Annotated in this window: 23 protein-coding genes and 2 pseudogenes; 8 read left to right on the top strand and 17 right to left on the bottom strand. The window is 45.4% G+C overall.

From position 1 onward, the window contains the following. The 4 genes from ACVA54_RS05740 to htpX form a co-directional block, all read right to left on the bottom strand. Positions 1 to 1,311 (bottom strand): NAD(P)/FAD-dependent oxidoreductase, encoded by a 1,311-nt coding sequence (locus ACVA54_RS05740; RefSeq protein WP_446649456.1) that lies wholly within the window; start codon positions 1,309 to 1,311, stop codon positions 1 to 3. Positions 1,312 to 1,323: 12 nt separating this feature from the next. Next, complete coding sequence (locus ACVA54_RS05735) at positions 1,324 to 2,049, bottom strand: SDR family oxidoreductase (protein ID WP_099080541.1); 726 nt, start codon at positions 2,047 to 2,049, stop codon at positions 1,324 to 1,326. Further along, on the bottom strand, positions 2,046 to 2,465 hold the full coding sequence (locus tag ACVA54_RS05730) for a nuclear transport factor 2 family protein (protein ID WP_099080540.1): 420 nt from the start codon (positions 2,463 to 2,465) through the stop codon (positions 2,046 to 2,048). Before ACVA54_RS05730 ends, ACVA54_RS05735 begins: the two co-directional genes overlap by 4 nt. A gap of 152 nt (positions 2,466 to 2,617) precedes the next feature. Further along, the gene (htpX, locus tag ACVA54_RS05725) at positions 2,618 to 3,487 is read right to left on the bottom strand and encodes a protease HtpX (RefSeq protein ID WP_099080539.1); all 870 of its coding nucleotides are present in this window, start codon (positions 3,485 to 3,487) and stop codon (positions 2,618 to 2,620) included. A 305-nt stretch (positions 3,488 to 3,792) separates the two neighbouring features. Between htpX and ACVA54_RS05720 the strand changes: the two genes are divergently transcribed. Continuing rightward, on the top strand, positions 3,793 to 3,960 hold the full coding sequence (locus tag ACVA54_RS05720) for a hypothetical protein (RefSeq protein ID WP_119463369.1): 168 nt from the start codon (positions 3,793 to 3,795) through the stop codon (positions 3,958 to 3,960). A gap of 96 nt (positions 3,961 to 4,056) precedes the next feature. Here ACVA54_RS05720 and bioD read toward each other — a convergent pair whose 3' ends face one another. From bioD to bioB, 4 genes are read right to left on the bottom strand one after another with little or no spacing between them, the layout of a single operon-like run. Continuing rightward, on the bottom strand, positions 4,057 to 4,740 hold the full coding sequence (bioD, locus tag ACVA54_RS05715; protein WP_172438173.1) for a dethiobiotin synthase: 684 nt from the start codon (positions 4,738 to 4,740) through the stop codon (positions 4,057 to 4,059). Then, positions 4,737 to 5,543 carry a malonyl-ACP O-methyltransferase BioC gene (gene bioC, locus ACVA54_RS05710; RefSeq protein WP_099080536.1) on the bottom strand — a complete coding sequence of 269 codons (807 nt, stop codon included), beginning with the start codon at positions 5,541 to 5,543 and terminating at the stop codon, positions 4,737 to 4,739. The genes bioD and bioC overlap by 4 nt, the downstream gene beginning before the upstream one ends. Continuing rightward, positions 5,543 to 6,694, bottom strand: a complete 1,152-nt coding sequence (bioF, locus tag ACVA54_RS05705) for an 8-amino-7-oxononanoate synthase (protein ID WP_446596269.1) — start codon at positions 6,692 to 6,694, stop codon at positions 5,543 to 5,545. Before bioF ends, bioC begins: the two co-directional genes overlap by 1 nt. After that, on the bottom strand, positions 6,681 to 7,733 hold the full coding sequence (gene bioB / locus ACVA54_RS05700; protein ID WP_446596228.1) for a biotin synthase BioB: 1,053 nt from the start codon (positions 7,731 to 7,733) through the stop codon (positions 6,681 to 6,683). Before bioB ends, bioF begins: the two co-directional genes overlap by 14 nt. Positions 7,734 to 7,861: 128 nt before the next feature. Here bioB and bioA point away from each other — a divergent pair, with 128 nt between their 5' ends. Further along, the gene (gene bioA, locus ACVA54_RS05695) at positions 7,862 to 9,139 is read left to right on the top strand and encodes an adenosylmethionine--8-amino-7-oxononanoate transaminase (protein WP_446580182.1); all 1,278 of its coding nucleotides are present in this window, start codon (positions 7,862 to 7,864) and stop codon (positions 9,137 to 9,139) included. 124 nt (positions 9,140 to 9,263) lie between these two features. On the opposite strand, the gene ACVA54_RS05690 is transcribed toward bioA, so the two are convergent. The 6 genes from ACVA54_RS05690 to lrp all read right to left on the bottom strand — a co-directional run bounded on the left by ACVA54_RS05690 (position 9,264) and on the right by lrp (position 16,965). Beyond that, positions 9,264 to 9,530 (bottom strand): DksA/TraR family C4-type zinc finger protein, encoded by a 267-nt coding sequence (locus ACVA54_RS05690; protein WP_099080532.1) that lies wholly within the window; start codon positions 9,528 to 9,530, stop codon positions 9,264 to 9,266. 199 nt (positions 9,531 to 9,729) lie between these two features. Further along, positions 9,730 to 11,037 (bottom strand): serine--tRNA ligase, encoded by a 1,308-nt coding sequence (gene serS / locus ACVA54_RS05685; protein WP_099080531.1) that lies wholly within the window; start codon positions 11,035 to 11,037, stop codon positions 9,730 to 9,732. Between the two features lie 90 nt (positions 11,038 to 11,127). Then, positions 11,128 to 12,483: a replication-associated recombination protein A gene (locus ACVA54_RS05680; protein ID WP_301182230.1), complete on the bottom strand. Its 1,356-nt coding sequence runs from the start codon at positions 12,481 to 12,483 to the stop codon at positions 11,128 to 11,130. Continuing rightward, the gene (lolA, locus tag ACVA54_RS05675; protein ID WP_099080530.1) at positions 12,484 to 13,110 is read right to left on the bottom strand and encodes an outer membrane lipoprotein chaperone LolA; all 627 of its coding nucleotides are present in this window, start codon (positions 13,108 to 13,110) and stop codon (positions 12,484 to 12,486) included. A 75-nt stretch (positions 13,111 to 13,185) separates the two neighbouring features. Beyond that, on the bottom strand, positions 13,186 to 16,317 hold the full coding sequence (locus ACVA54_RS05670) for a DNA translocase FtsK 4TM domain-containing protein (RefSeq protein ID WP_446649455.1): 3,132 nt from the start codon (positions 16,315 to 16,317) through the stop codon (positions 13,186 to 13,188). 153 nt (positions 16,318 to 16,470) lie between these two features. Beyond that, positions 16,471 to 16,965, bottom strand: a complete 495-nt coding sequence (gene lrp / locus ACVA54_RS05665) for a leucine-responsive transcriptional regulator Lrp (RefSeq protein WP_099080528.1) — start codon at positions 16,963 to 16,965, stop codon at positions 16,471 to 16,473. A 156-nt stretch (positions 16,966 to 17,121) separates the two neighbouring features. Between lrp and ald the strand changes: the two genes are divergently transcribed. Continuing rightward, positions 17,122 to 18,246, top strand: a complete 1,125-nt coding sequence (gene ald / locus ACVA54_RS05660) for an alanine dehydrogenase (protein ID WP_099080527.1) — start codon at positions 17,122 to 17,124, stop codon at positions 18,244 to 18,246. An 86-nt stretch (positions 18,247 to 18,332) separates the two neighbouring features. Here ald and ACVA54_RS05655 read toward each other — a convergent pair whose 3' ends face one another. Together ACVA54_RS05655 and cysB are read right to left on the bottom strand one after the other, a co-directional pair. Continuing rightward, positions 18,333 to 19,535 (bottom strand): methyltransferase, encoded by a 1,203-nt coding sequence (locus ACVA54_RS05655; RefSeq protein WP_446649454.1) that lies wholly within the window; start codon positions 19,533 to 19,535, stop codon positions 18,333 to 18,335. A 56-nt stretch (positions 19,536 to 19,591) separates the two neighbouring features. Beyond that, positions 19,592 to 20,566 (bottom strand): HTH-type transcriptional regulator CysB, encoded by a 975-nt coding sequence (gene cysB / locus ACVA54_RS05650; RefSeq protein WP_099080525.1) that lies wholly within the window; start codon positions 20,564 to 20,566, stop codon positions 19,592 to 19,594. Between the two features lie 344 nt (positions 20,567 to 20,910). On the opposite strand from cysB, the gene ACVA54_RS05645 reads away from it, so the two are divergent. The 4 genes from ACVA54_RS05645 to ACVA54_RS05630 all read left to right on the top strand — a co-directional run bounded on the left by ACVA54_RS05645 (position 20,911) and on the right by ACVA54_RS05630 (position 23,731). Further along, a complete protein-coding gene (locus ACVA54_RS05645) occupies positions 20,911 to 21,675 on the top strand; it encodes a DNA repair protein (RefSeq protein WP_099080524.1) in 765 nt (254 codons plus the stop codon). Positions 21,676 to 21,797: 122 nt separating this feature from the next. Then, positions 21,798 to 22,568: a tRNA isopentenyl-2-thiomethyl-A-37 hydroxylase MiaE gene (gene miaE, locus ACVA54_RS05640; protein ID WP_099080523.1), complete on the top strand. Its 771-nt coding sequence runs from the start codon at positions 21,798 to 21,800 to the stop codon at positions 22,566 to 22,568. 69 nt (positions 22,569 to 22,637) lie between these two features. Beyond that, a complete protein-coding gene (locus tag ACVA54_RS05635; protein ID WP_446596222.1) occupies positions 22,638 to 22,904 on the top strand; it encodes a hypothetical protein in 267 nt (88 codons plus the stop codon). Between the two features lie 287 nt (positions 22,905 to 23,191). Beyond that, positions 23,192 to 23,731 (top strand): redoxin domain-containing protein, encoded by a 540-nt coding sequence (locus tag ACVA54_RS05630; RefSeq protein ID WP_099080521.1) that lies wholly within the window; start codon positions 23,192 to 23,194, stop codon positions 23,729 to 23,731. Between the two features lie 82 nt (positions 23,732 to 23,813). Here the strand turns inward: ACVA54_RS05630 and ACVA54_RS05625 are convergent. Further along, positions 23,814 to 24,178: pseudogene (locus tag ACVA54_RS05625) on the bottom strand (winged helix-turn-helix transcriptional regulator). 80 nt (positions 24,179 to 24,258) lie between these two features. Here ACVA54_RS05625 and ACVA54_RS05620 point away from each other — a divergent pair. Then, positions 24,259 to 24,366: pseudogene (locus tag ACVA54_RS05620) on the top strand (IS982 family transposase); the annotation flags it as partial. Positions 24,367 to 24,460 lie beyond the last annotated feature (94 nt).

Below are 24,460 nucleotides of genomic sequence, written 5' to 3'. Positions count from 1 at the left end.
TCACGCCGCACCTTTCTCAAATGGAATCATGTTTTGATCACGATATTTTGCTTCTATACTCTCTACCGCATCAATTGCACTACGCACGCCGTCTTCATGAAATCCGTTGTACCAATAAGCGCCACAAAACCAAGTGTTCTTAACGCCTTGCACTTCGTTTTTTCGTTGTTGGGCCGCAATCGACTCTGTAGTAAACACTGGATGATGGTAAGTGAATGCCCGCAAAACCTTGTTTGGATCTATCTGTTCAGTGCTATTCAAGGTGACACAAAAAGTATGCTCAGATTTAACGTGTTGCAGAATATTCATGTTATAGGTCAAAGAAGGTAATCGCTGCTGCTCGTCCTCACTACCATCTAGCAAATAGTTCCATGACGCCCATGCAGCCCGATGTTTTGGCAACAAATTAGTGTCGGTATGTAAAACCACTTCGTTCGCTTGGTACGTCATATCCCCCAAAATGTCTTGTTCTGCTGAAGAAATGTCATCAAGTATTCGCATTGCTTGGTCACTGTGACAAGCGAAGATAACATCATCAAACCAATGCATTTCACCATGAACCTGAACACCGACGCCGTTTTCACTGCGAACGACTTTATCAACAGGGCTATTCAGATGAATGCTATCGGCAAAACCCGCTGTTAATGGTGATATGTAAGATCGTGAACCACCTTTGATCACATACCACTGTGGGCGGTTAGTGATATCTAACAAACCGTGGTTTAGGAAGAAACGTAAGAAGAACATGAGCGGAAACGCTCGCATATCGGCCAACGTTGAAGACCAAATTGCTGCGCCCATCGGCAGAATGTAGTTATCGGTAAAGAACGCACTAAAGTTGTGCTCGTCAAGAAACTCTCCAAGTGTTTGTAAATTTGTTGATTGCTCGTACGCGAAGCTTTTCGCCAATTTGTTGAAGCGGAGGATCTCGAATATAAAGCGATAGAATTTGGGGTTCAGCCAGTTACGCTTTTGCGCAAATAAAGTTGATAGAGTGTGACCGTTATATTCCAGACCATTACCATTATTTCTGACGCTGAAGCTCATTTGGGTTGGAATACCTTCAACACCGAGTTCGTTCATCATCTTGATGAAGTTTGGATAAGTGCGGTCGTTATAAACGATAAAACCCGTATCAATGGCGTAATCTCTATCATCCAAGCTGACATCGACGGTCGCGGTATGTCCACCGATGTAATCGGTGCATTCAAACAACGTAACGTGATGCTCTTTGTGCAAGTAATAGCCGCAAGTGAGACCAGAGATCCCAGTCCCAATGATGGCGATTTTCTTTCTTCCTACAGTGTTCATGCCTCTTCCTTCTTATGATACGAGTTTTGCTGTGAGCCTAGCTTGCCAGCTATAGGGAAACAACGAGATAAAGCGCAAAATGCCGGTGAATCTCGCTGGAAAATAAATATGACTTTTGCCCGCATCCAGTTGTTTTCGGATAGCGTCAGACGCCCGATTAACCGAAACGATCATAGGCATATCAAACGTATTTTTATCAGTAAGAGGGGTCTCGACGAAGCCGGGAAACACAGTGACAACTTTGATACCTTTCGGCTTCAAATCAACGGCTAGAGTACGCGCGAAATAACTGACAGCCGCTTTTGATGCACCATAGGCTTCTGCTCTTGGTAATGCGACTTCAGAGGCAATGGAGCCCACCATAACGACACGGTGCCCTCGTTCGAACTGCGACTGGCACGCCTCAACACAGTTGGCAACACCTACGACATTAACGCTCATGATACGCGCCATGAGTTTCGCATCTACGACACCGTCGTTCATATACTCACAATCACCTGCGTTGAATATCCAAGTATCTGGAGTAAACGGCAGTGAGCGAAAAGCTAGTTGAGTTTGTTCATAGTCCGTCACATCGAACTTCAGAGTAGCAATGTTTTGAGATGTAGCTTCGAGCTCTGATAGAACTGATTGATTTCTACCGCAAGCAATGACCTGCCACCCAGTCTGGGCATAATCGATAGCAAGTTGCTTGCCAATGCCTGATGTGGCTCCAGTAATCAGTACTGTTCTCGTCATTGCCCCAACCTCTGTTTAATAGTTTTAATTACCGCTCCAAGTAACGGTAAATTTTCATACAACATCTCACCCAAGTCGAAATAATCTCGGTGGTAAATAACCCGCCCTTCACAGAATTTAAGGTGTGAGACGCCATTCACCGAAATAGGCGCACCTTTTTGAAGTTTTGGGTGTTGTAAGTCCATCGTCCATGTGAGGAAACCCGTTTCCCCGACTTGTTGGTGGTCGTGAACAACAAAATCACAACGAATGACATTGGAATACAAAGATTGGAAGTAATCAGATAACGCAGGCCAACCTTCTAATCGATGAGCGGCGTCTTCAAAAACCACGTCCTGGTGGTAAACCCCTTCAAGCAAATACAAATTTGCTTTGCTCAATTTCTGATAAATGTTGCCAACTGACTGAATATCCATTTCATGACTCCCTTTCATCTCAAGAGCTGTACAAAATATAATATGTACAAGGTGGTTGATTAACGCAAAGTTGTACGCTGTTAAATGTCTTGTCGATCAAAAGACAAAAAAAAAGCTTGGTTAAAAACCAAGCCTTTTCAGAAGATTAATAATTAGTACTGTTGGCTGCGTAACGCTGTGATACGTTTATCAAGCGGTGGGTGGCTCATTAGTAATTCAGTAAGAGATTGCTTACCATTAATACCAAACGCCATCATAGAGCCATCTAGCTTCGACTCTTGACTCATTTTCAAACGCTCTAGAGCCGCGATCATTTTCTCTTTACCAACGAGGCTCGCTGCGCCTGCATCTGCGTGAAATTCACGATGACGGCTGTACCACATGGTAATAAAGCTCGCCAAGAAGCCGAATACCAACTCAAGCACCATAGACACACCAAAGTACACCATCATGTTTGTACCTTGACCTTCTTCATCATCATTTGATGCAACAATGTTTGCGATAAAGCGAGATAAAAAGATCACGAAGGTGTTCACAACACCTTGCATCAGAGTCATGGTTACCATATCACCATTCGCAATATGGCTTACCTCATGCGCCAGTACCGCTTCTGCTTCATCACGAGTCATGTTATGTAGAAGACCGGTAGACACTGCAACTAAAGAATCATCACGTTTTGCGCCCGTTGCGAATGCGTTAATGTCTGGCGAATCGTAGATTGCAACAGTTGGCATACCAATACCCGCTTGCTGTGACTGACGGCCAACCGTTTCCAGTAACCAATGCTCCGTCTCATTTCGTGGGCTTTCGATAACCATTCCACCGACGGAACGTAGCGCCATGCCCTTAGACATCATCAATGAAATTAGTGCGCCACCAAAACCAAATACAGCGGCCATGATAAGTAGACCAGACAAGCTGCCCGGCTGCATTCCAGTTACAGCGTAAACAATATTCAGAACAACACTAAGTACTAGCACGACCGCTAGGTTAGTTGCTAGGAATAACATAATTCGCTTCATTACTTTTCTCCAAGGAAGCTTATAGTCGTAAAAGCCAAATCCACTGGGTTTGAGCTTCGTTGCGTTATAGATATAGTCTATCCGCGATAAAAACAAGGTTAAGCAATAAATTGCAACATTTGTTTTCTAGAATGAACTAATCATAAAATTTAATCAGCCTAAAAACAGCGCCTTAACCAAAGTTTAGACTTTAGTCTTATTGTACGTTAGCTCTATCGTGCTAGATTCAGGATAGATGAACGAAACGGAGCCTGCTTTACTGACATTCACGCAGCTCTACACTTCCATGTCTTGAGGGAAAAATCATGGTAGAAACTAACAACTATCAAATGGCTATTGATTTATTGTGCTGTCATCTGGGTATCTCAGAAGATGAGGCTAAACAACAACTTGGCATTTCAACCGATGTGCAAATGACAAATCGTGTTGCGGAAACTCAACAAGCATTAATGGGCCTTAGCCAAGAAAAATAGCCACGTTTTTAGACACAAAGTTTTACATGAAAAAAGGGCTGCATAGTGCAGCCCTTTTGGTTTCGCTTTCTGATTTGGATGAATCGAGTCTCAAACTTACGCGTTAAGCAAAGGTTCAACGTTGATATACTTACCAAGATCTTGGCGCTTTGCACTTGGAATGTATGGGATTTCACCTAGCTTAGGTGCATCCAAACGGTCTTCAAGCATGTCGATGATTTCAGCGTAGTGTTCCGTGCCTGGGTTTACTCGGTTAGCTACCCAGCCAACTAAGTTGAGGCCATCTGCTTTTATAATTTCAGCCGTCAACAGTGCATGGCTCAGACAGCCAAGCTTAATGCCCACAACAAGTACGACTGGCAGTTGCTCTTGTTGTACCCAGGTAGACAAACTGTCTGTGTCCGAGACAGGAACACGCCAGCCACCTGCCCCCTCGACTAACACGATGTCTGATTGTTCTTTGTGTTGAGCAAGCTTTTCACTGAGCACTTGGTATTCAATCACAACATTTTCATGCTTTGCAGCGATGTGCGGAGACGCTGGCAACTCTAAGGCGTAAGGGTTTACATCTTCGTAAGCAATATCTAACGTGGCTGCTTTTTGCAAATGCAGTGCATCTGAATTGCGTAACCCTTGCTCTGTTTTATCGCTTCCTGATGCCACTGGTTTATAACCAATGGTGTTAAGCTCTTTTGCCGCCAATGCTTGCAGAATCGCTTTTGACGCTACCGTTTTGCCTACATCCGTATCCGTACCAGCAATAAAAAATGCATCAATCATATATGTATGACTCCAAAACAAACCTGATAACTTGCAGGTAGAAGACCGTGATCGTTTTTGAATGCTTGGTACGCACGCTCAACTTGCAATAGAGTGCGACGGCTCGTTAGGCCATGTGAGCGACCGCTAACATGATTTGCACCAATACCTTTGAGATCACGCATGACAGAAAATGCCGAATCGTACCAAACTGTGATAGAGGTCAAGTTTAGTTGATGGCTGTGACAACAAGATTGCGCTAACGCAACTTTTACCTGATTGAGGGTAATAAACTGATTCACGTGTTGATATGTGTCAATTTTTGACCACGATTGGCGCAATTCATCAAGTGAGCCATCAACCAAGGTGGAGAAACACCCTTTCCCGCCCGCTTTTACTACACGACGAATTTCGCTTAATGGGTCGCTCAAGTCTGAACACCACTGCAGCGCCAAACTAGAAAAAACATAATCAAAGCTACTATCATCAAAAGGAAGATGCTCTGCATCCGCCAAAACGTAACTCATGCGTTTATCGCCACACCGCTCATGAGCTTTATGCAACATAGCTTGAGAGATATCCGCACAGACGACTTCTGCACCACGCTGCTGAAGTAATTCGGAAAAATAGCCGGTACCACATCCAAGATCCAAAATACGCTTATTCGCAAGATCAAGTGGCAGCTTCTCCAATAAGCGATGGCCTACATCTCGCTGAAATGCAGCGTGCTTATCGTAGGTACTGGCTGCTTTGCCAAAAGATGAAGCAATCGCATCTTTATCTTGAAAAGCACAATCCAATACGATGTTTTCCGCATACTCCATTACTGTGCTCCTAATGCTTGCTTCAATGCCATTGAAAGCGTTTTAACTTGCTCATTGGTGTGATTGGCAGTGAGCGTAATACGAAGACGAGACGTCCCTTTTGGTACGGTTGGTGGACGAATTGCCGTAACCCAAATGCCGTTTTGACGACAATCGCTTGCTACCCGCAAAGCCAACTCTGAACCACCAAGCACAAACGGCTTTATCGAGGTTTGTGTTTCTACGAAACCAGCGAGATTTTTGAGACTATCTCGATAAACTTCACTTAGCTCTGCGAGTTTTTCACGTCGCCAAGATTGCTCTTGTACGATAGAAACCGCATGCGTTAGTGCATAAGCTTGAGCGGGAGGCATCGCCGTCGAGTAGACATGATGTTTTGCAAACTGTGTGAGGTAATCGCCAGTGGCTTGATCACATAAAATAGCGGCACCAGACATGCCAAATGCCTTACCAAAAGTGATCACCAATAACTCCGGTTTAACTTGGCTAAGCTCACAGGCCCCCCCACCAGATTCACCAAGAACACCGATACCATGGGCATCATCGACCGCTAACCAAGCGTGATTAGCTCGGGTTATCGCCTCAATATCTTGAAGCGGTGAACAGTCACCATCCATACTGAACACCCCTTCCGTCACGACAAGATGATTATCTTCTCTATTGATAAGCGATTTCAGGTGTTCGATATCGTTGTGCTTAAAGCGTTTCATTTTGGCTGAGGATAACGCCCCCGCTTCCATCAAAGAAGCATGGTTCAAACGGTCTTGAATTAATACGTCTGATTTTTCTAGCAGGGTGAACAGCAGCGCTTGGTTGGCACTGAACCCAGAGCCAAATAGGATTGCTCTCTCGTAGCCCAACCACTCAGTCAACGCGGCTTCTAAATTACTGTGCGCCGCACTAAAACCCGTGACCATCGGAGACGCACCACTGCCGCTACCGTATACGCTCAAGCCTTGTTGCCACGCACGAACAAGCGCTTGGTCATTGGCCAAACCCAGATAATCGTTACTTGAGAAGTTGATATAACGCTTACCTTCGTGCTCCAATATAGATTGGTTACCGGCAAAAACGACGTTCATTGAGCGATTGAGCCCCTGCTCCTTGCGTTGAGTTAGGGCTAATTTGATACGAGACTTAAACACTGGCATCGTAGAAAAGGTCATCTTTCGTCGGACGAGCTGCAACACGCTCTACCACGCGATCAAGCAGTTCATTTTCTTCGATTTCATCCGGTTTCTGCGACACTTCTTGACGATTAATGCCTAGCTTATTAAACAGCATCATATCTTTGTCTTCAGAAGGGTTTGGTGTGGTTAACAATTTGCAACCGTAGAACACCGAGTTTGCCCCTGCCATAAAGCACAGCGCTTGCATCTGCTCGTTCATGTTTTCACGCCCGGCCGATAAACGAACCGCCGATTGAGGCATCATGATTCGCGCAATCGCAATCAAGCGAATAAAATCGAATGGCTCGACATCATCCACTTCTTCCAGTGGCGTGCCCTTAACCTTGACCAGCATGTTGATTGGCACACTTTCAGGGTGTACTGGTAAGTTAGCCAATTCAACCAACAAACCCGCACGGTCATTGGCGCTTTCACCCATGCCAATGATGCCACCGGAACAGATCTTCATGCCAGCATCACGAACATGAGACAAGGTATCTAAACGGTCTTGGTAAGTACGTGTGGTAATGATATTGCCGTAAAACTCAGGAGAGGTATCAAGGTTATGGTTGTAGTAGTCCAAACCCGCATTCGCCAGTTGCTTTGCTTGCTCAGGTGTCAACATACCCAAAGTCATACACGTTTCTAGCCCCATGCCTTTCACACCTTTGATCATGTCGGTCAAATGAGGCATGTCGCGCTCTTTCGGGTTCTTCCACGCTGCGCCCATGCAGAATCGCGTTGAGCCCGCATTTTTCGCTTTTTGTGCGGCATCGAGTACACGCTCGACTTCCATCAATCGCTCTTTTTCAATGTCCGTAGCATATCTAGCACTTTGAGGACAGTACTTACAATCTTCTGGGCACGCCCCCGTCTTAATTGACAGCAATGTGCTGACCTGAACATGGTTAGTTTGTTGGTATTGACGGTGAACAAGCTGAGCTTCGAAAAGAAGATCCATGAATGGTTTTTCCATGAGGTCGCGCACTTCAGCATGTGTCCAGTTATGACGAACTTCCACGTGTATTCCTTTAATCGCTTTGTTGTTGTGTTGACAGTCTACTGAGTCTCGATAAACTGTCAACACAACATAAAACAACAAAGTTTACATCTGTTTATAATTTAAACTAAACATTATTGGAATTGCACATGGACCTCGCCTTCGACCGCCAGCATATCTGGCATCCTTATACTTCTACACTGACACCTCTGACCTGCTACCCAGTAGCATCAGCAAATGGTGTACACATTAAATTGGAAGATGGGACAGAGCTTGTCGATGGCATGTCTTCTTGGTGGTCGACGATCCACGGCTATAACCACCCGCACTTAAATCAAGCCGCGCACCAGCAAATCGACCAGGTGTCGCATGTAATGTTTGGCGGGATTACCCACCAGCCAGCTATCAGTTTGTGTAAGAAGCTATTAGCCCTTTCACCAAGTAATCTTGAGCATGTCTTTCTTGCTGACTCTGGCTCTGTTGCGGTAGAGGTAAGCTTGAAAATGGCGCTGCAATACTGGCATGCTAAAGGCGAACGCAGGCCGAAGTTTCTGACTTTGCGACACGGTTATCACGGCGATACCTTTGCTGCGATGTCGGTCACCGATCCAGATAACTCGATGCATTCCCTCTACAAGGGCTTTTTGCCAGAGCATATTTTTGCAGAGTCACCAACATGCGGTTATTGGGATGAGTGGAAGCCGGAAGACTTGGCCGATTTTGAACAAAAGATCTCACAGCACCATCAAGAGCTCGCAGCGGTGATCCTTGAGCCTATCGTGCAAGGCGCTGGCGGAATGCGCATCTATCACCCAGAGTTCTTAAAAGGCGTGCGTACACTTTGTGATAAATACAATCTCCTGCTGATTGCTGATGAAATCGCCACTGGGTTTGGCCGTACAGGTCTGTTGTTTGCTTGTGAGCACGCTGACATTCAACCAGACATTCTGTGTGTCGGTAAAGCACTAACAGGCGGCTACATGACCCTCTCTGCTACCCTAACAAGTAAACACGTCGCAGATACCGTTTGCGGTGGCAAGGCTGGTTGCTTCATGCATGGTCCAACCTTTATGGGTAACCCACTCGCTTGCGCCGTAGCGACAGCAAGTTTAGAGCTCATAGAACAAGGCGAATGGAAACACCAAACAAAACAAATTGAAATGCTGTTTTCTGAGTTATTACCGAAGTTAGAACAATACGATTTAGTTAAGAATACGCGCTGGCTCGGTGCAATTGGTGTGGTTGAAACTCATCGCCCAGTGAATATGGAAATAATCCAAGCTCTGTTTGTTGAGCAAGGCGTGTGGATTCGTCCATTTGGCAAGTTGATTTATATGATGCCGCCATTTATTAGCAAGCCAGAAGATATTGAAAAGTTGGTTAAGGCGATTGATGCCGCGCTGCAACGTGAAGATTGCTTCGCTTAACACGTTCTTAGTAAATTCAAGCACTGTTGTAAAAGAGAAAGCAAGAACGGTTTGGGCATGCCACTCAAACCGCTTTTTTTAATAAGCATTGTGCTCACAAGAGCAATGCCAAAGCGAAATAAGATTAACGTAATTGGCTATCTTTACTCGCACGCCGATTGAACAGCGATTGGCGTTGTGACAATAACTCTAGTGTTGATTGACACTCAATACACAAACGAACACCTTTCATTGCAATGCGACGAGCGTCAGGAATCTCATTCCCACACTCATCGCAATAATGTGCGCTTTCACCATGAGTGATATTGCCACGCACTCTCGATATTTCGTCGTCTATTGTGTTTTGAATTTGTTGGCTGACACTGTCGTCATTTGCCCACCCTACGGCCATAAGCCCTCCTCGTTACTTGAATGAGAAAATCTACTTACCGTGGTAAGGTGGATGATTATATCGCTTACAGATGAGTCGATAATCCACACGAATTTAAAAACACTATTACGCCTGGGTAAAAGTTAGAACTTTCACGCCATGGAGATAACAAAAAACCCAGCTTAAAAAGCTGGGTTTTGGTGTTTTAGTGGTTAATGAATTAACCGATGTGCGTTGCGCCGCCCATGTACTTCTGAAGTACTGTAGGGATTGCAATGCGGCCGTCTGCTTCTTGGTTGTTTTCTAGAATAGCAACCATGGTACGACCTACTGCTAGACCAGAACCGTTTAGCGTGTGTACAAGCTCAGGTTTCTTCTCGCCTTTACGACGGAAACGCGCTTGCATGCGACGAGCTTGGAAGTCCCACATGTTAGAACATGAAGAGATTTCGCGGTAAGTTTCTTGAGCAGGAACCCACACTTCTAGGTCGTAAGTTTTACGTGCGCCGAAGCCCATGTCACCTGTACATAGAACCACTTTACGGTAAGGAAGCTCTAGAAGTTGTAGAACTTTCTCAGCGTGACCTGTTAGCTCTTCTAGCGCGTTCATTGAATCTTCTGGCTTAGTGATTTGTACTAGTTCAACTTTGTCGAATTGGTGCATACGAATCAGGCCACGAGTATCACGACCGTAAGAACCAGCTTCTGAACGGAAACATGGTGTGTGAGCAGTCATCTTAAGTGGTAGATCCGCTTCGTCAGAAATCGTGTCACGAACTAGGTTCGTTACTGGCACTTCTGCCGTAGGGATAAGAGACAGTTTACGTGGCTCTTCGTCGTTTACTTTTTCCGCTAGAGGTTCTGTGTGGAAAAGGTCTTTACCGAACTTAGGAAGCTGACCAGTACCGAAAAGGCTGTCAGAGTTGACTAGGTAAGGTACGTACATTTCTGTGTAGCCATGCTCTTCAGTGTGAAGATCCAGCATGAATTGAGCAATTGCACGGTGTAGACGCGCAAATTGGCCTTTCATCACGATGAAACGTGCACCAGTGATCTTCACAGCGCTTGCGAAGTCTAGACCGTCACCCATTTCGCCTAGGTCAACGTGGTCTTTCAGTTCGAAGTCGTAAGATTTAGGTTCACCCCAACGAGAGATTTCTACGTTGTCGTTCTCATCTTTACCATCCGGCACTTCATCCGCTGGAATGTTTGGAACAGAAAGCGTGAAATCGTCTAGTTGAGCCATCACTTGCTCAAGTTCCACTTTCTTCGCATCAAGATCGCTACCTAGCGTACCGATTTGTTTCTTGATCTCTTCTGCGCCTTCTTTGTCGCCAGCCGCCATTTTTTGGCCGATTTGCTTGGAGATGGAGTTACGCGTGGATTGTAAATTTTCTACTTCTACTTGAATGGACTTACGTTGTTCTTCAAGTTTACGAATAGTATCTACGTCTAGCTTAAAGCCGCGACGCGCCAGTTTAGCAGCTGTTTCATCCAGCTCTGTACGAAGTAATTTAGAATCCAGCATTGTTAATCCTATGCTTTTTGTTGTGAAATCACGCGCCGTTTCCGAACAGACACGTTTTAAAATCTATCGAATAAATGTATCCAAAAAAGCCTACTTTTCATAGCGCTTTTGTAGGCTATTTGCGTCTAAAGTAGCCAAGTAATCCAACTTTTCGCCAATTTTGGTCTCTAGACCACGATTTGTCGGCTGATAGTACTTACGATCGCCCATTTCAGGCGGCAGATATTGCTCTCCAGCTGCATACGCACCTGGCTCATCATGTGCATAACGATATTCTGCTCCATAGCCCATATCTTTCATCAAGCTCGTTGGTGCATTTCTCAGGTGATGCGGTACTTCATATTCCGGTAAATTGTGAGCATCAGTGAGCGCTTGTTTCCACGCCACGTACACCGCATTACTCTTAGGTGCGCACGCTAGGTAGACAATCGCTTGAGCAATCGCACGTTCACCCTCTGCTGGGCCAACGCGAGTGAAGCAATCCCAAGCGGATAGCGCCACTTGCATTGCGCGTGGATCTGCATTGCCCACATCTTCCGATGCGATGGCAAGCAAGCGCCTTGCGATGTAAAGCGGGTCACAGCCAGCTGCTATCATGCGTGCAGACCAATACAGTGCCGCATCTGGGTTAGAGCCACGGATCGATTTGTGCACAGCAGAGATTAAGTCGTACCAAATATCACCTTTGTTGTCGAAGCGAGAAACCTTCTCCCCTGCTACTTCTGCAAGCAGCTTGAGAGTGATCGCTTTTTCACCTTGATCGTTATCCTCTGCCATATCGTAGAGTAGCTCAAGGTAGTTAAGTGACATACGTGCATCACCGTTTACCAACTCGGCTAAGCGATCTAATACATTATCGGCAAAGTGTGCGGGCGTTTTACCTAGACCACGGTCTTTGTCGTTGATCGCTTGATTCAAAGCGAGTGAGATTTCACCTTTGTCGAGAGAAGTTAACTTGTACACACGTGCTCGTGACAGCAATGCGTTATTCAACTCAAAAGATGGGTTCTCTGTTGTCGCGCCAATAAAGGTAACCGTACCGTCCTCAATATGCGGTAAGAAAGCGTCTTGCTGAGACTTGTTGAAGCGATGTACCTCATCCACAAACAAGATAGTGCGACGCCCCGCCATTTTATTCTCACGCGCTTTCTCGATAGCGGCACGGATCTCTTTCACCCCCGATGTCACCGCAGAAACACGCTCGACCTCAGCATTGGCATAGTTTGCAGCCACTTCTGCTAACGTCGTTTTCCCGGTACCCGGAGGCCCCCAAAGAATCATTGAGTGAATATGGCCGGCCTCTAGCGCACGGCGCAGTGGCTTCCCAGGACCTAAAATATGCTGCTGACCGATGTACTGATCAATGGTTTCCGGTCTCATACGAGCAGCAAGGGGACGAAAATCTTCGTCCCCCGAGAAATCTAATGTGTAATTGCTCACTACCAATTAATTCCTTTGGTCATCCACTTCCACACCCTCTGGAATCGTGAATGTAAATCTGTTTGCTTTTGGTTTACCCAGCTTCACATTGTTAAACTCAAACAAGCCTTTTTGACCATCTTGCTCAATCACATTAAAGCCTTTTACCACACCTTTAATATCAATATTAATCTGGAATTGGCCCTGAGTAGAGTCGATTGCGGTAGGAATAAGCGTAAACTGATCGCCCTTCTGAAAAATTTTATAATTACCCCAATCACTTGCACGATTACGGGTTAACAGCACAAACGGGGTTTGTTCGGTTGCTTGCTCTTGATCATAAATACTGACTTGCTCAATGAAAGGACTGTAGTACCAAAGCGTTTTACCATCTGAAACCAGCAAGTTCTCATCCGGAAATGTCGTACTCCAACGGAACAGGCTCGGACGAGAAATTTCAACGGTTCCTTCCCCTTCCATTATCGTTTCACCGTCTGGGCTGATCACTTGTTGTGAAAAATCGGCTTTGAACCCTTCATTCATCGCAAGGCGTTTGCTCAATTCGTCTTTTGGAGATGCGGCGTATGCAGTAGTAAAGAGAGAAAAGCTAAAAACAAGTGCTGAGAACATTTTCGCTGAAAGTTGTTTTTTCATTCAGATACCTATCAAATGGGTCAAAGACCTAAAGTGACTCACCTCAATTGGACTGAGGTGAGTAAAACAAGTTCATTAATCTTTTGGTGGCGCCGGTGCTAAGACCTCGCGGTTACCATTGTGACCAGGCGCACTTACAATACCTTGCGCTTCAAGTTGCTCGACAATACGTGCCGCTCGGTTGTAACCAATCTTGAATCGACGTTGTACGCCCGATACCGAACCACGACGAGACTGCACCACATGCTCGACAACTTGATCGAACAGCGGGTCCACTTCTTCGTCTGATTCCATCTGTTCACCAGGGAGCAACGCTTCAGGACCTTGATCGCCGCTGATGATCTCATCGATATAGTTTGGCTTACCACGTGCTTTCCAGTTATTGACCACCGCATGAACATCATCATCTGATGCAAACGCACCATGAACACGTGTGGTATGACTTGAACCCGGTGGCAGATAAAGCATATCACCCATCCCCAATAGCGATTCTGCACCACCTTGGTCAAGGATAGTACGCGAGTCCGTCTTAGTAGAGACGGTGAATGCCACACGTGTTGGGATGTTCGCTTTGATCAAGCCGGTAATAACGTCAACCGATGGGCGCTGCGTCGCAAGGATCAGGTGAATACCTGCCGCACGCGCTTTTTGAGCCAAACGCGCGATCAGTTCTTCAACCTTCTTACCCACGACCATCATTAGGTCAGCAAATTCATCGACAACTACGACAATGTATGGCAGTTTTTCTAGCAACGGGGGCTCAGTGTCCATGCTGTCGCCTTCTTGCCAGAATGGGTCATGGATTGGGTGACCCGCTTCTGCTGCCATTTTCAGTTTCTCGTTGAAGCCTTTCACGTTACGTACGCCAAGTGCCGACATCAGTTTGTAACGACGTTCCATCTCACCCACACACCAGCGTAGAGCATTGGACGCATCTTTCATGTCGGTAACGACTTCAGCCAGAAGATGAGGAATACCTTCGTAAATCGAAAGTTCCAACATTTTCGGGTCAATCATGATAAAACGGAGATCTTCCGGTGATGCCTTATAAAGCATACTCAAGATCATCACGTTTACACCCACAGACTTACCGGAGCCCGTTGTACCGGCCACCAGCACGTGCGGCATTTTAGCAATATCGGCGATCACCGCTTCACCTGCGATGTCTTGACCTAGCACCACTGTCGTAGGTGACGTTGCTTGTTCAAACTGCGGGCTGCTGATTACGTCTGACAGGTAAACCGTTTGACGGCTCATGTTTGGCAACTCTAGGCCAACATAAGGTTTACCGGGAATCACTTCTACAACACGTACTGCCATGGCAGACAACGCACGTGCCAAGTCCATAGACAGGCCAGAAATGCGACTTACTTTTACGCCCGGAGCCAAATCAAGCTCGAATCGAGTGATCACTGGTCCGGGATAGATACCCACCACATCGGCTTTAATTTTGTAATCTGCTAGCTTAGTTTCCACTAAACGAGCGACTTGCTCGAGCGCTTCGCGGTCAATGAAATTCTCACGCTTTTCAGGATGATACAAAAGCTCCAGCGTTGGGAGAGGCTCAGTCGGCACAGGCAAGTTATGTTCTTGCTGCACTAAGAATGGGTTTTGCTGTGCGACCACTTTTGCTTGTGCGCTAGCGACCAAATTCTGGAAAGCCACGGCGTCTTGATCGCCTTCTTCCGCTGCTTCTATTTCCGTATCACTCGCCACCGGTGCCGGTTCAAATGTCGCCGTAACTTGCGATAAAGGAGCAGCCTGTATTGATTCCGCATGCTGATATTGAGGCTGAGGTTCAACTTGAGCCGGTTGAACTTGTTGAACCACTTGTGGCACCACATACTCATCTTCTTCATCCACAACATCAAAATTGGAGATGATTGGCTCAATATGCTGGCTCGGTTCAGTTTGCTCGATGATATTGTATAGCGTATCCGAATCAATCACAGGTTCTTCATGCTGACGTTGTTCCGCATAAATTTGACCAACTTGAGGCTGCTGTGCTTGTTCAGCTTCAAATTGCGAGTACTTAGCGTAGTTCGGTTCGTTATCAAACTGTCCTACCTCCGAATATTCTGGTTGAGCGAACGGCTCTGGTTGAGAGACCGGATCTTGCTGAACAGTTTGCTGCGCTTGCACAGCGTTATCATCTTGAGCTAAAGCAGACGCAACAAATTCTGGTGTTGGGATTTCAACCGGTTTAGCGACGGGCTCTTGAGGCACAGTGACTGGCTGACCATCTTCCGCCCAGTCATCTGCTTGCTGAGCTGCAGCTTCTAGCTCTTCAATCGTAACATTAAGCTGCTTAGTACGTTCGACCATTGGGTCAACGTTCTCGATAGTTACCGCATTGATAGGTTGCGGTGTCACTTGTTCTGCGATCGCTTGAGGCATATAAATTGGGTACTCATGAGTCGGAACCACGTCTTTCTCTTCTTCAACGTCATACGCCGTCAGATGTGGCAAAGTCTCATCTTCAGACGGCTCAGCCACATGCTGAGTTGGGACTTTATCTTCTGCAAATGAGTCCAGTTGAGGCTCAAGTGTCTCTTGCTCTGTACCGCGAACTTTGTTTGCAACCACACCAACTAAAGCCAGTGCACTGTCACCTAACCACTCAACAATGCTCAACCAAGAGATACCTGTAAACAAAGTAAAACCTGCTCCCCATAGGAAAAGAAGCACAAGCGTCGTACCCAGCACATTCAGTGTAGGTAGCGCTAGACTGGTGAGAACGTCACCAACAACGCCACCAGACGAGAAGTACCAAATGTCGTCAAAGTTGATATCAGCAAGACCACAACTGGTAAGAATAAGGATAACTAAACCTAGTAGACGAGTGCCCCACAGCATTAAGTCAATAGGTTCGTCCTCGCCACGCTTACGGCAAATGACCCAAGCCCCTGCGGTTAACAGAAAAGGTAATGGGTATGCGAGTGAACCGAAGGTAAAAAAGAGTGTGTCGGCAAGCCAAGCGCCGAACAGACCACCAGCGTTATCAATTTCACCGCCCCAAGCAGTTTGAGACCAAGACGGATCGGCTGGGCTAAAAGTGAATAGTGCGACGGCAAGCAATACCGAGCTAAGAACGCCAACGATAAAGCAGCACTCTTTTAAACGTTGGAAGCCATTTAAACGTGAAGTCTGAGGCTCTTCACTTGTTTTGATGATGGTTTCGACTTTCTTTTCGTTCTCTTTGAACATAAATCAACTTGAGTATGGAAATGAATTAGGAATAAATAAAAACATGCCGAGCGGCACTAAGCCGCTCGGTAAATTGATTTAACCATATCAAAGAGAAAAACCCAATTACTCTATAGCGAAAGCGGAAGGATATTCCGCTTTCTTTGCAATAAATTAACGAGTTTTGATCACAAGCTGGTTAGATTGCTTCACTTCTTCCATTACTACGTAAGTACGTGTGTCATTAACACCTGGTAAACGCAGCAACGTATCACCTAATAGTCGGCGGTAAGCCCCCATATCTGATACACGGGTTTTAAGAAGATAGTCGAAATCACCTGACACAAGATGACACTCTTGAATGTCGTCTAGTTTTTGAACAGCCGCATTAAACTGTTCGAATACATCTGGCGCACCACGGTTAAGCGTAATCTCTACGAATACTAATAGTGATGCATCAAGAAACTGCGGGTTAAGTAGCGCAGTGTACCCTGTGATATAGCCTTGACGCTCTAAGCGACGCACACGCTCCAAACACGGCGTTGGAGAAAGTCCTACACGCTTAGAAAGCTCAACATTTGAAATACGACCATCTTTCTGCAACTCATTTAAGATATTGCGGTCGATACGGTCTAGTTCCTTGGACGGCTTTTTATAGTTGTCTGCCATTTTTTATTCCACCTTTTTACTTCCTTGCAAATAAATATACTACAACTTTTTAATATTTGGTGCCAAATTTCACAAATCTGCAACTATACTAGTTGTTAATTCGACAATAACACCCTACAAACAGTTAATACAACCATTTTATGAAGAGGATACAGGATGATCATTGGCGTACCAAAGGAAATCAAAAACCACGAATACCGAGTGGGCATGATCCCAGCTAGCGTGAGAGAACTTATCTCACATGGTCACCAAGTTTTTGTTGAGACCAATGCTGGTGCCGGCATCGGTTTTTCAGACGATGATTACATCGCTGTAGGTGCATCCATTCTCCCTACTGCTGCTGACGTCTTCGCGCAAGCAGACATGATCGTAAAAGTAAAAGAACCTCAAGCTGTCGAAAGAGCAATGCTCCGCGAAGGACAGATTTTATTTACTTATTTACACCTTGCACCAGATTTTCCACAAACTGATGAGCTAATCAAGAGCAAAGCTGTCTGTATAGCATATGAGACTGTAACAGATAATATGGGTCGTTTGCCACTGTTGGCACCAATGTCAGAAGTGGCAGGTCGGATGTCTATCCAAGCTGGCGCGCAAACATTAGAAAAATCACACGGTGGCCGTGGTTTACTATTAGGTGGCGTCCCTGGTGTTGAGCCTGCGAAAGTCGTTGTTATTGGCGGAGGCGTCGTTGGCGCGAACGCCGCTCGTATGGCAGTCGGCCTTCGTGCAGATGTTACCATCCTAGACCGAAACGTTGATACGCTACGTAAACTTGACGAGGAATTCCAAGGCCGAGCTAAAGTGGTTTATTCTACTGAAGACGCGATCGAGAAGCACGTTCTGGAAGCCGATCTCGTGATTGGCGCAGTCCTTATCCCTGGCGCCGCAGCACCTAAACTGGTAACAAAAGCGCACATCGCGAAAATGAAGCCAGGCGCAGCAGTGGTTGACGTCGCAATCGACCAAGGTGGTTGTTTCGAAACGTCACATGCAACCACTCACGCAGAACCAACTTACGTGGTTGACGAAGTAGTACACTACTGTGTGGCGAACATGCCAGGTGCGGTTGCTCGCACTTCAACATTCGCCCTGAATAATGCAACACTGCCTTACATCGTGAAGCTAGCGAATAAGGGTTACCGTGAAGCCCTCCTTGACGACAAAGGCTTCTTGGAAGGTTTAAACGTTATCCACGGTAAAGTGACTTGTAAAGAAGTGGCTGAGAGCTTCGATCTAGAATACGTTGAGCCTGCACTAGGGATTGCAATGTTCAACTAATGACAAAATAGCTCATAAAATGTCACGTTTTGTTTACAAAAGCCCATCTTAGGATGGGTTTTTTATATAGAGCATTTAGCTATTAGTTATGCCAAAACCTTATAAGATGAAATTAAAATATTTCGAGGCGTGATCGATTTAGCGCAAAATTCTGCCAACCTGACACGATAACCACGTTCTTCAAGATAAAGTGCTTTGTCCAAAGCAAGCCAAACTTCTAGCGGTCGTTGAAACACTAACTGAACCAAACTCATTCGCTCCATCTGCCAGAAGCGTTTTTCAGCTAGCTTTTCAACCTCCTCAAAATCGATTGCTTGATTGAACTCGATCCCTTTTTGCTTCGCAGCCCAACGACATAAAGATTCGAAACCATCACTTAACTGAGACTTACGAATACTCGGCACTGGTTGGTAGCCCTCTAAGCCAAGCCATTGACGAGTAATTAAATCAAAACCAAGTCTAAACACCATTTCCTGCTGGCGATGACGACGCACGCGTTCACCACCCGTTACTGTTTGTTGCAAAGGAATACGTAGTTCTTGCTTAGAAAGCGTAAGTGAAGATGCTTTACCCAGCTCTGATAACGGCTGGTATTGCGCTTCTTGAATCAGATGATAGCAACACGGTGAAATCGTCATTGCTGCCACACCGCGTTCGCAGCCGTATTGCATTAAACGGACATGAAGATCACCACAGGCATGCAAAGCGACTGCGTGTTGGGTGGGCTTGAACACTGCTTTTGCTTTGGCATCAAACGCATCACCTTGAATAAAGGTCATCTTCCATTGCTGCTCATCGGCGGCTTGCTGCCCAGATTCACAGAGCGCTTGTTGAAACTCAAAACTTGTCACCGGCTGGTTAGTTTGTGTTGTTAAGATTCGGCCTAAATAGCCTTTACCGGAGCACCATTCCAACCACTCTTCACCGTGATGGTGTTGAATCGCCGCCTCACCCATCGCGCTGATTTGCTCCAACTTACGGCCTGGGATCCCACTCTCTAGCCCCCGCTGAAGTTCGAGCCCGTTTAAAGACATCACTTCAAGATTGGCGTATTTAGAAAGCGACTGGATACCGGGCAGAAACGCACTGATCTCAGCGAAAACCTGTTCTGGTTCAGCTTTAAGCTGTTCAATTTGAGAAGGGGAAAGACAGTCCAACCATTGGCAAAGCTCTGGGTGCTTTTCTTGCCAAGGTAATGATGAACGCAAACTACATTTAAACGGCTCAAATCGCCATAACGATTGGTTTTCGATTAAGCAGTCATTAATGAATTGAAATTGCGTTTTCATAGTTCCCCCTACACTGAGAACCGGATTGTAGAGGGAATCAATACATGAATGAAGCGTTATCTGACTGGCAGCTCGATGTCTTTAAACATCTCTTCAATTTCAGAGTTGGACTTTAACGAGATCGCTTGCTCTACCACAGGGCGAGTTAGGTGCGGCGCAAAACGTTCCATAAAATCGAACATGTAAGAGCGAAGGAAAGTGCCTCGGCGGAAGCCAATACTGGTTGTACTTGCACCGAACAAGTGGCTTGCATCGATTGCAACCAAATCGCTATCTTGCTCTTCATCGACCGCCATGCTCGCAATCACGCCAACACCAATACCCATACGAACGTATGTTTTTATCACATCAGCATCGGTCGCCGTGAATACCACGCGTGGTGTTAGCCCTTCACGATTAAACGCCGTATCTAGCTCAGATCGGCCAGTAAAACCGAAGACATATGTCACTAACGAATAGCCCGCCAAATCATGAATCGTTATCGTATCCTTTTTCGCTAACGGATGATCTTTTGGTACCACGATGGAACGATTCCAGTGATAACAAGGCAGCATGATTGCATCTTGATAAAGGTGGAGAGCTTCTGTCGCAATGGCAAAATTGGCCGTGCCCTTTGCAATCGCTTCAGACATTTGTGATGGTGTACCTTGATGCATATGCAGAGACACTTTCGGGTAACGCGCTGTAAAACCCTTAATCACATCTGGCAGAGCATAACGCGCTTGAGTATGCGTGGTAGAAATATTCAGCGTCCCCATCTCTGGATGAGTATGCTCTCCCGCTACTGCTTTAATGCTTTCCACTCGTGCCAGGACCTCTTGAGAGATTCGGATAATCTCTTCACCTGCAGGCGTTACCTGAGTTAAGTGCTTGCCACTTCGCTCAAAAACTTGAATGCCTAACTCATCTTCTAGCAAGCGAACTTGCTTACTGATCCCTGGTTGGGACGTATAAAGACTTTCTGCCGTGGCCGATACATTCAAGTTATGATTTACAACCTCAACGATATACTTCAGTTGTTGCAGCTTCATCGTAATCCCTTACTCATGTTGTCGAGATAAAACGTCATATTTACCGTGAAGTTAGGTGTACAACAACACACATCAAAACACTCACCGATATAATGATAAGTTATAACGTTTTCGAAACTAAATGAACAGTAATTTCTAACTTATAGCTCAATGCTATTGGACGAGCTCATTAACCACATACGCGCCTTTTGGTCATCCGTTTGCATCAATCTGGTGACCTTTTTTCGCTCTTTGCGCAACAAAATGTGTTTAAGACTAAATAATCAAATAAATATGGTGCCGAGCATGATAAGAATCATGTATTCTTCAACACTAGCCGTAAAGTAACAAGCAGACACAAAGATATGAATATTGGTTTAATAATCGCTTTGGTAGCCATCCTATTGGTTTTGATCCTTGGCTATAATATTATGTTGCAGCACAAGGTAAAAGTAGAGACCGCGAAACGACAGGAATCCGCTCGCTATGTAGCACTGATTGACGGTACTGAAGAACTTATTAGTCACGCCCACCATATTCCTTTTAGCAAGGAGCTACTGCTGTGTCTCAATAACCGCATTTTAGACGCGCTAGAAAACATGCGAGATCTCGACCCAAGGAATAAACAATTGGTTCAGCGCGTGAGCAATATGAAACAACAAATTGAGCAACTTCAGGATAATGACCAAGGCGGAGAAAGTACCACTTTCAAATTACCAAGTAGTGATAAACAAGCCATCGTAATGCTTAAGTTGGTTAAGCGCTTGCGAGACACTATCCGTAATGAACACAATAAAGGTCGCCTTGATACGCAGACTTACGTTACTGAAAATGCACGCCTAGAAACCATACAAATTCGCATCAACATTGAGAACGTGATTAAGCGGGCTAATGACTCAATCGCTCGCGGCCAACCTGGTACGGCTCTGCAATTGCTCCGAAAAGGGATTGATGCGCTAAGCACCAAGAGTGACGCTTACTCAATTAAAGCAAAACAAAAGCTTGAAGAACTGCTAGGCGATTTAGACAAAAAACGCCAAGATAAAAGCAACGCGGAAAAGCAGCAGATTGTCGATAAAGAACGTGACAATGATATGGATGTGCTCTTCGGCGAAAAGAAAAAGTGGTAATATCCTCCACTAGTTTCCGATGAAAAGGCTGCTTTTGCAGCCTTTTTTCTATCCTACTTTTCTTTCAGTCTAAGACCTGAGTTGGATAAACCCATTTATAATGTAAAGTACCAGAAATAAAAATGATTAATCTCGATGCCTATCAGGATCTTCTTGCTCCAATTAACCGATTTTTGCAATGCAGCACCCCAGATGAATGGGTTGAGGAAGCAAAGAAGCCTGAAAACCTTCAAACCATTTTATTAGACCACCTACTGTGTGAACTCAAAGCGGGCCAGTCCGCCATGTTCTTAATCCGTAAGTACGCAGTCGACAAAGCCAGCTCACACACCCTACTCGATTGGTTCAAACCATACGAAGACTTTGCTTACCGTAAAACAGGATCGCTAGAGACATTAAAAGGTAAGAGCAATATTTCCAAGGCCATCATCGCCAAATCAGATTCACCATACAGCCAAGATCTGATTGATAAAATGGTATTGCTGATAAAAGAAGAGTTGCACCATTTTTACCAAGTATTAGAAATCATGGATAGTCGCGGCGTAGAATACAAAAACATCCCAGCAAGTCGCTATGCGAAGGGATTAATCTCGCACATGAAAACCCATGAGCCAGACACCTTAATCGATAAGCTCATCATCGGTGCGTATATTGAAGCGCGTTCTTGTGAGCGCTTTGCGAAGCTTGCACCACATATGGATGAAGACATCGCCAAGTTCTATGTTTCGTTGCTGCGTTCAGAAGCCCGTCACTACCAAGACTACTTGATTCTGGCAGAGCAAATCGCAGGGAAAGACATCAGCGAACGGGTGGCTTATTTTGGCCGCATAGAGGCGGATCTGATCGCCACGCCAGACCATGATTTCAAATTCCATAGCGGCATTCCGATTTAAGGGAACTATCGAAAATAACGGTGATTTAGGTTAGATTTCGTCCAAAACTCACTAACAGTCTGTATTTTAATGTTTAAAGGCTGCCATTTTCCCTCTGAAGCTATTCGTTACTATCTCGCTTACAAGCTCAGATATCGAGAGATTGAAGAGATACAACTTGAGCACGGAGTGATGGTGGGCCATACCACCATTCACTGGTGGGTTACTAAATTAATGGGCGTATCTAGTGTGCCAACGGTGATGTTCAACAGAGAACATTATGTTTCTGGCGGACATCCAGTAGAAGGTTACCAACTGATCTTAACTGATTTAATGGCTCAGGCGAATGAAGACTAGTAGGTTTTGGCTTTTGTTCTAATCATGTAACGGTTTCACACTATTTATCACAAGTAAACTGGATAAGCGGCTTGAACGCATGACCAAGAGCGATGCCAAATTCAATGCCGAGATGCCTTGGTTAAGCTTGTTCAAAGCACCTTTAAATTGTGCAAAACCCTTCTTCTCTCTCAGTGAAAAAGTATTTGATTACAAAGCTAGGTTACTAAAAGCATACTGGTTGCAACTTGTTTTTTAGTATCCTATCTTTTTTCTAATCAGTTGTGACTTCAATCCTAGGAGCCGAGATGACATACTCACAAAAACTCAAAGCGGGTGACACGTTCCCTACATTAGAGGCAACAAAGCTGGATGGAACCAAAGTCAAGCTAGGCCAGCCTCAAGGTGATGCAACATGGCAAGCGGTGTTTGTCTATCGTGGTAAGCATTGCCCACTCTGCACTAAATACCTGAATGAAGTTGAGAACTATAAACAAGCATTTAGTGACTCAGGCGTTGATATTTTGGCGGTCTCTGGCGATTCAAAACAGCAATTAGAGCAGCATCTGGAAAAACTCGATATCAGCTTTCCAATCGCCTATGGTCTTACTGAGCAACAAATGAAGACGTTAGGGCTTTATATTTCTCTACCACGCTCTGAAGCCGAAACCGACCATAACTTTGCAGAGCCGGGGTTGTTTGTCGTCAATGAGCACGGCAACTTACACGTGGTTGATCTATCCAATAACCCATTTGTAAGACCAGAACTCGGTGCACTGACCCGAGGTTTGGCATGGATTCGTAACCCAGAGAACCACTACCCTATCCGTGGCACGCTAGACTACTGAACCTCCAGTTCGAAAGACAACAAGGCAACCGTTTTGGTTGCCTTGTTACGTTACAGAGGGGAATTGATGGATGTTGCTCACACTATTTAAGCTGGACATTGTTGCTTTCAGACCATTTTCTCAACTCATCAAGAATCGTTAACGCACTGTGCCCAAACTCGGTGAGGTCGTTACTGACTACCAGTGGTTTTCCATTGAGCACACAATGTATTACCATTTTTTCACTTTCTAGTTCTTTTAAACGCTGGTCGCCATCTTCTTGCTTGCACCGCCCAACATTCTTGAAAGGTCATTGAATCTCACTGGACCATCTTTCAGATGATAGATAATTGAGCCCTTCCATTTTGAACCCAAAATCCGCATACCTTTTTCTATCGCACAAGGCTCGGTACAGGCATCAACTACGCTCTTGCGCCCTTTTACGTCAACTTCAATTTTTGCTTTCATACAACCTCGCCAATTAGGAAACTAGGTCGCTTCGGTTTCATTTAGTGTCATTGAACCACCGCTATTAAATTTACGCTCTACGTCATCCTAGCTTACATGGGTTCATGTTGAACTTGCTAGGTGGCTTAATCGCTTATTGTTTAAATCCAGAAAAATCATGCCTTCTAGCTAAAGATTCGAACACTTAACCTTGATCTTAAGATACTGTAACCCTCCCTGGATTAGTGGCACTCTAACTTAGAGTTTTTCCTATTCTCACACCTTGCTAAATACTCCCAGGGA

The sequence above is a fragment of the Vibrio sp. PNB23_22_6 genome (assembly GCF_052877535.1).
Note: the sequence above shows the minus strand (reverse complement) of the source record. Positions and strands in the feature narration are given on the sequence as shown.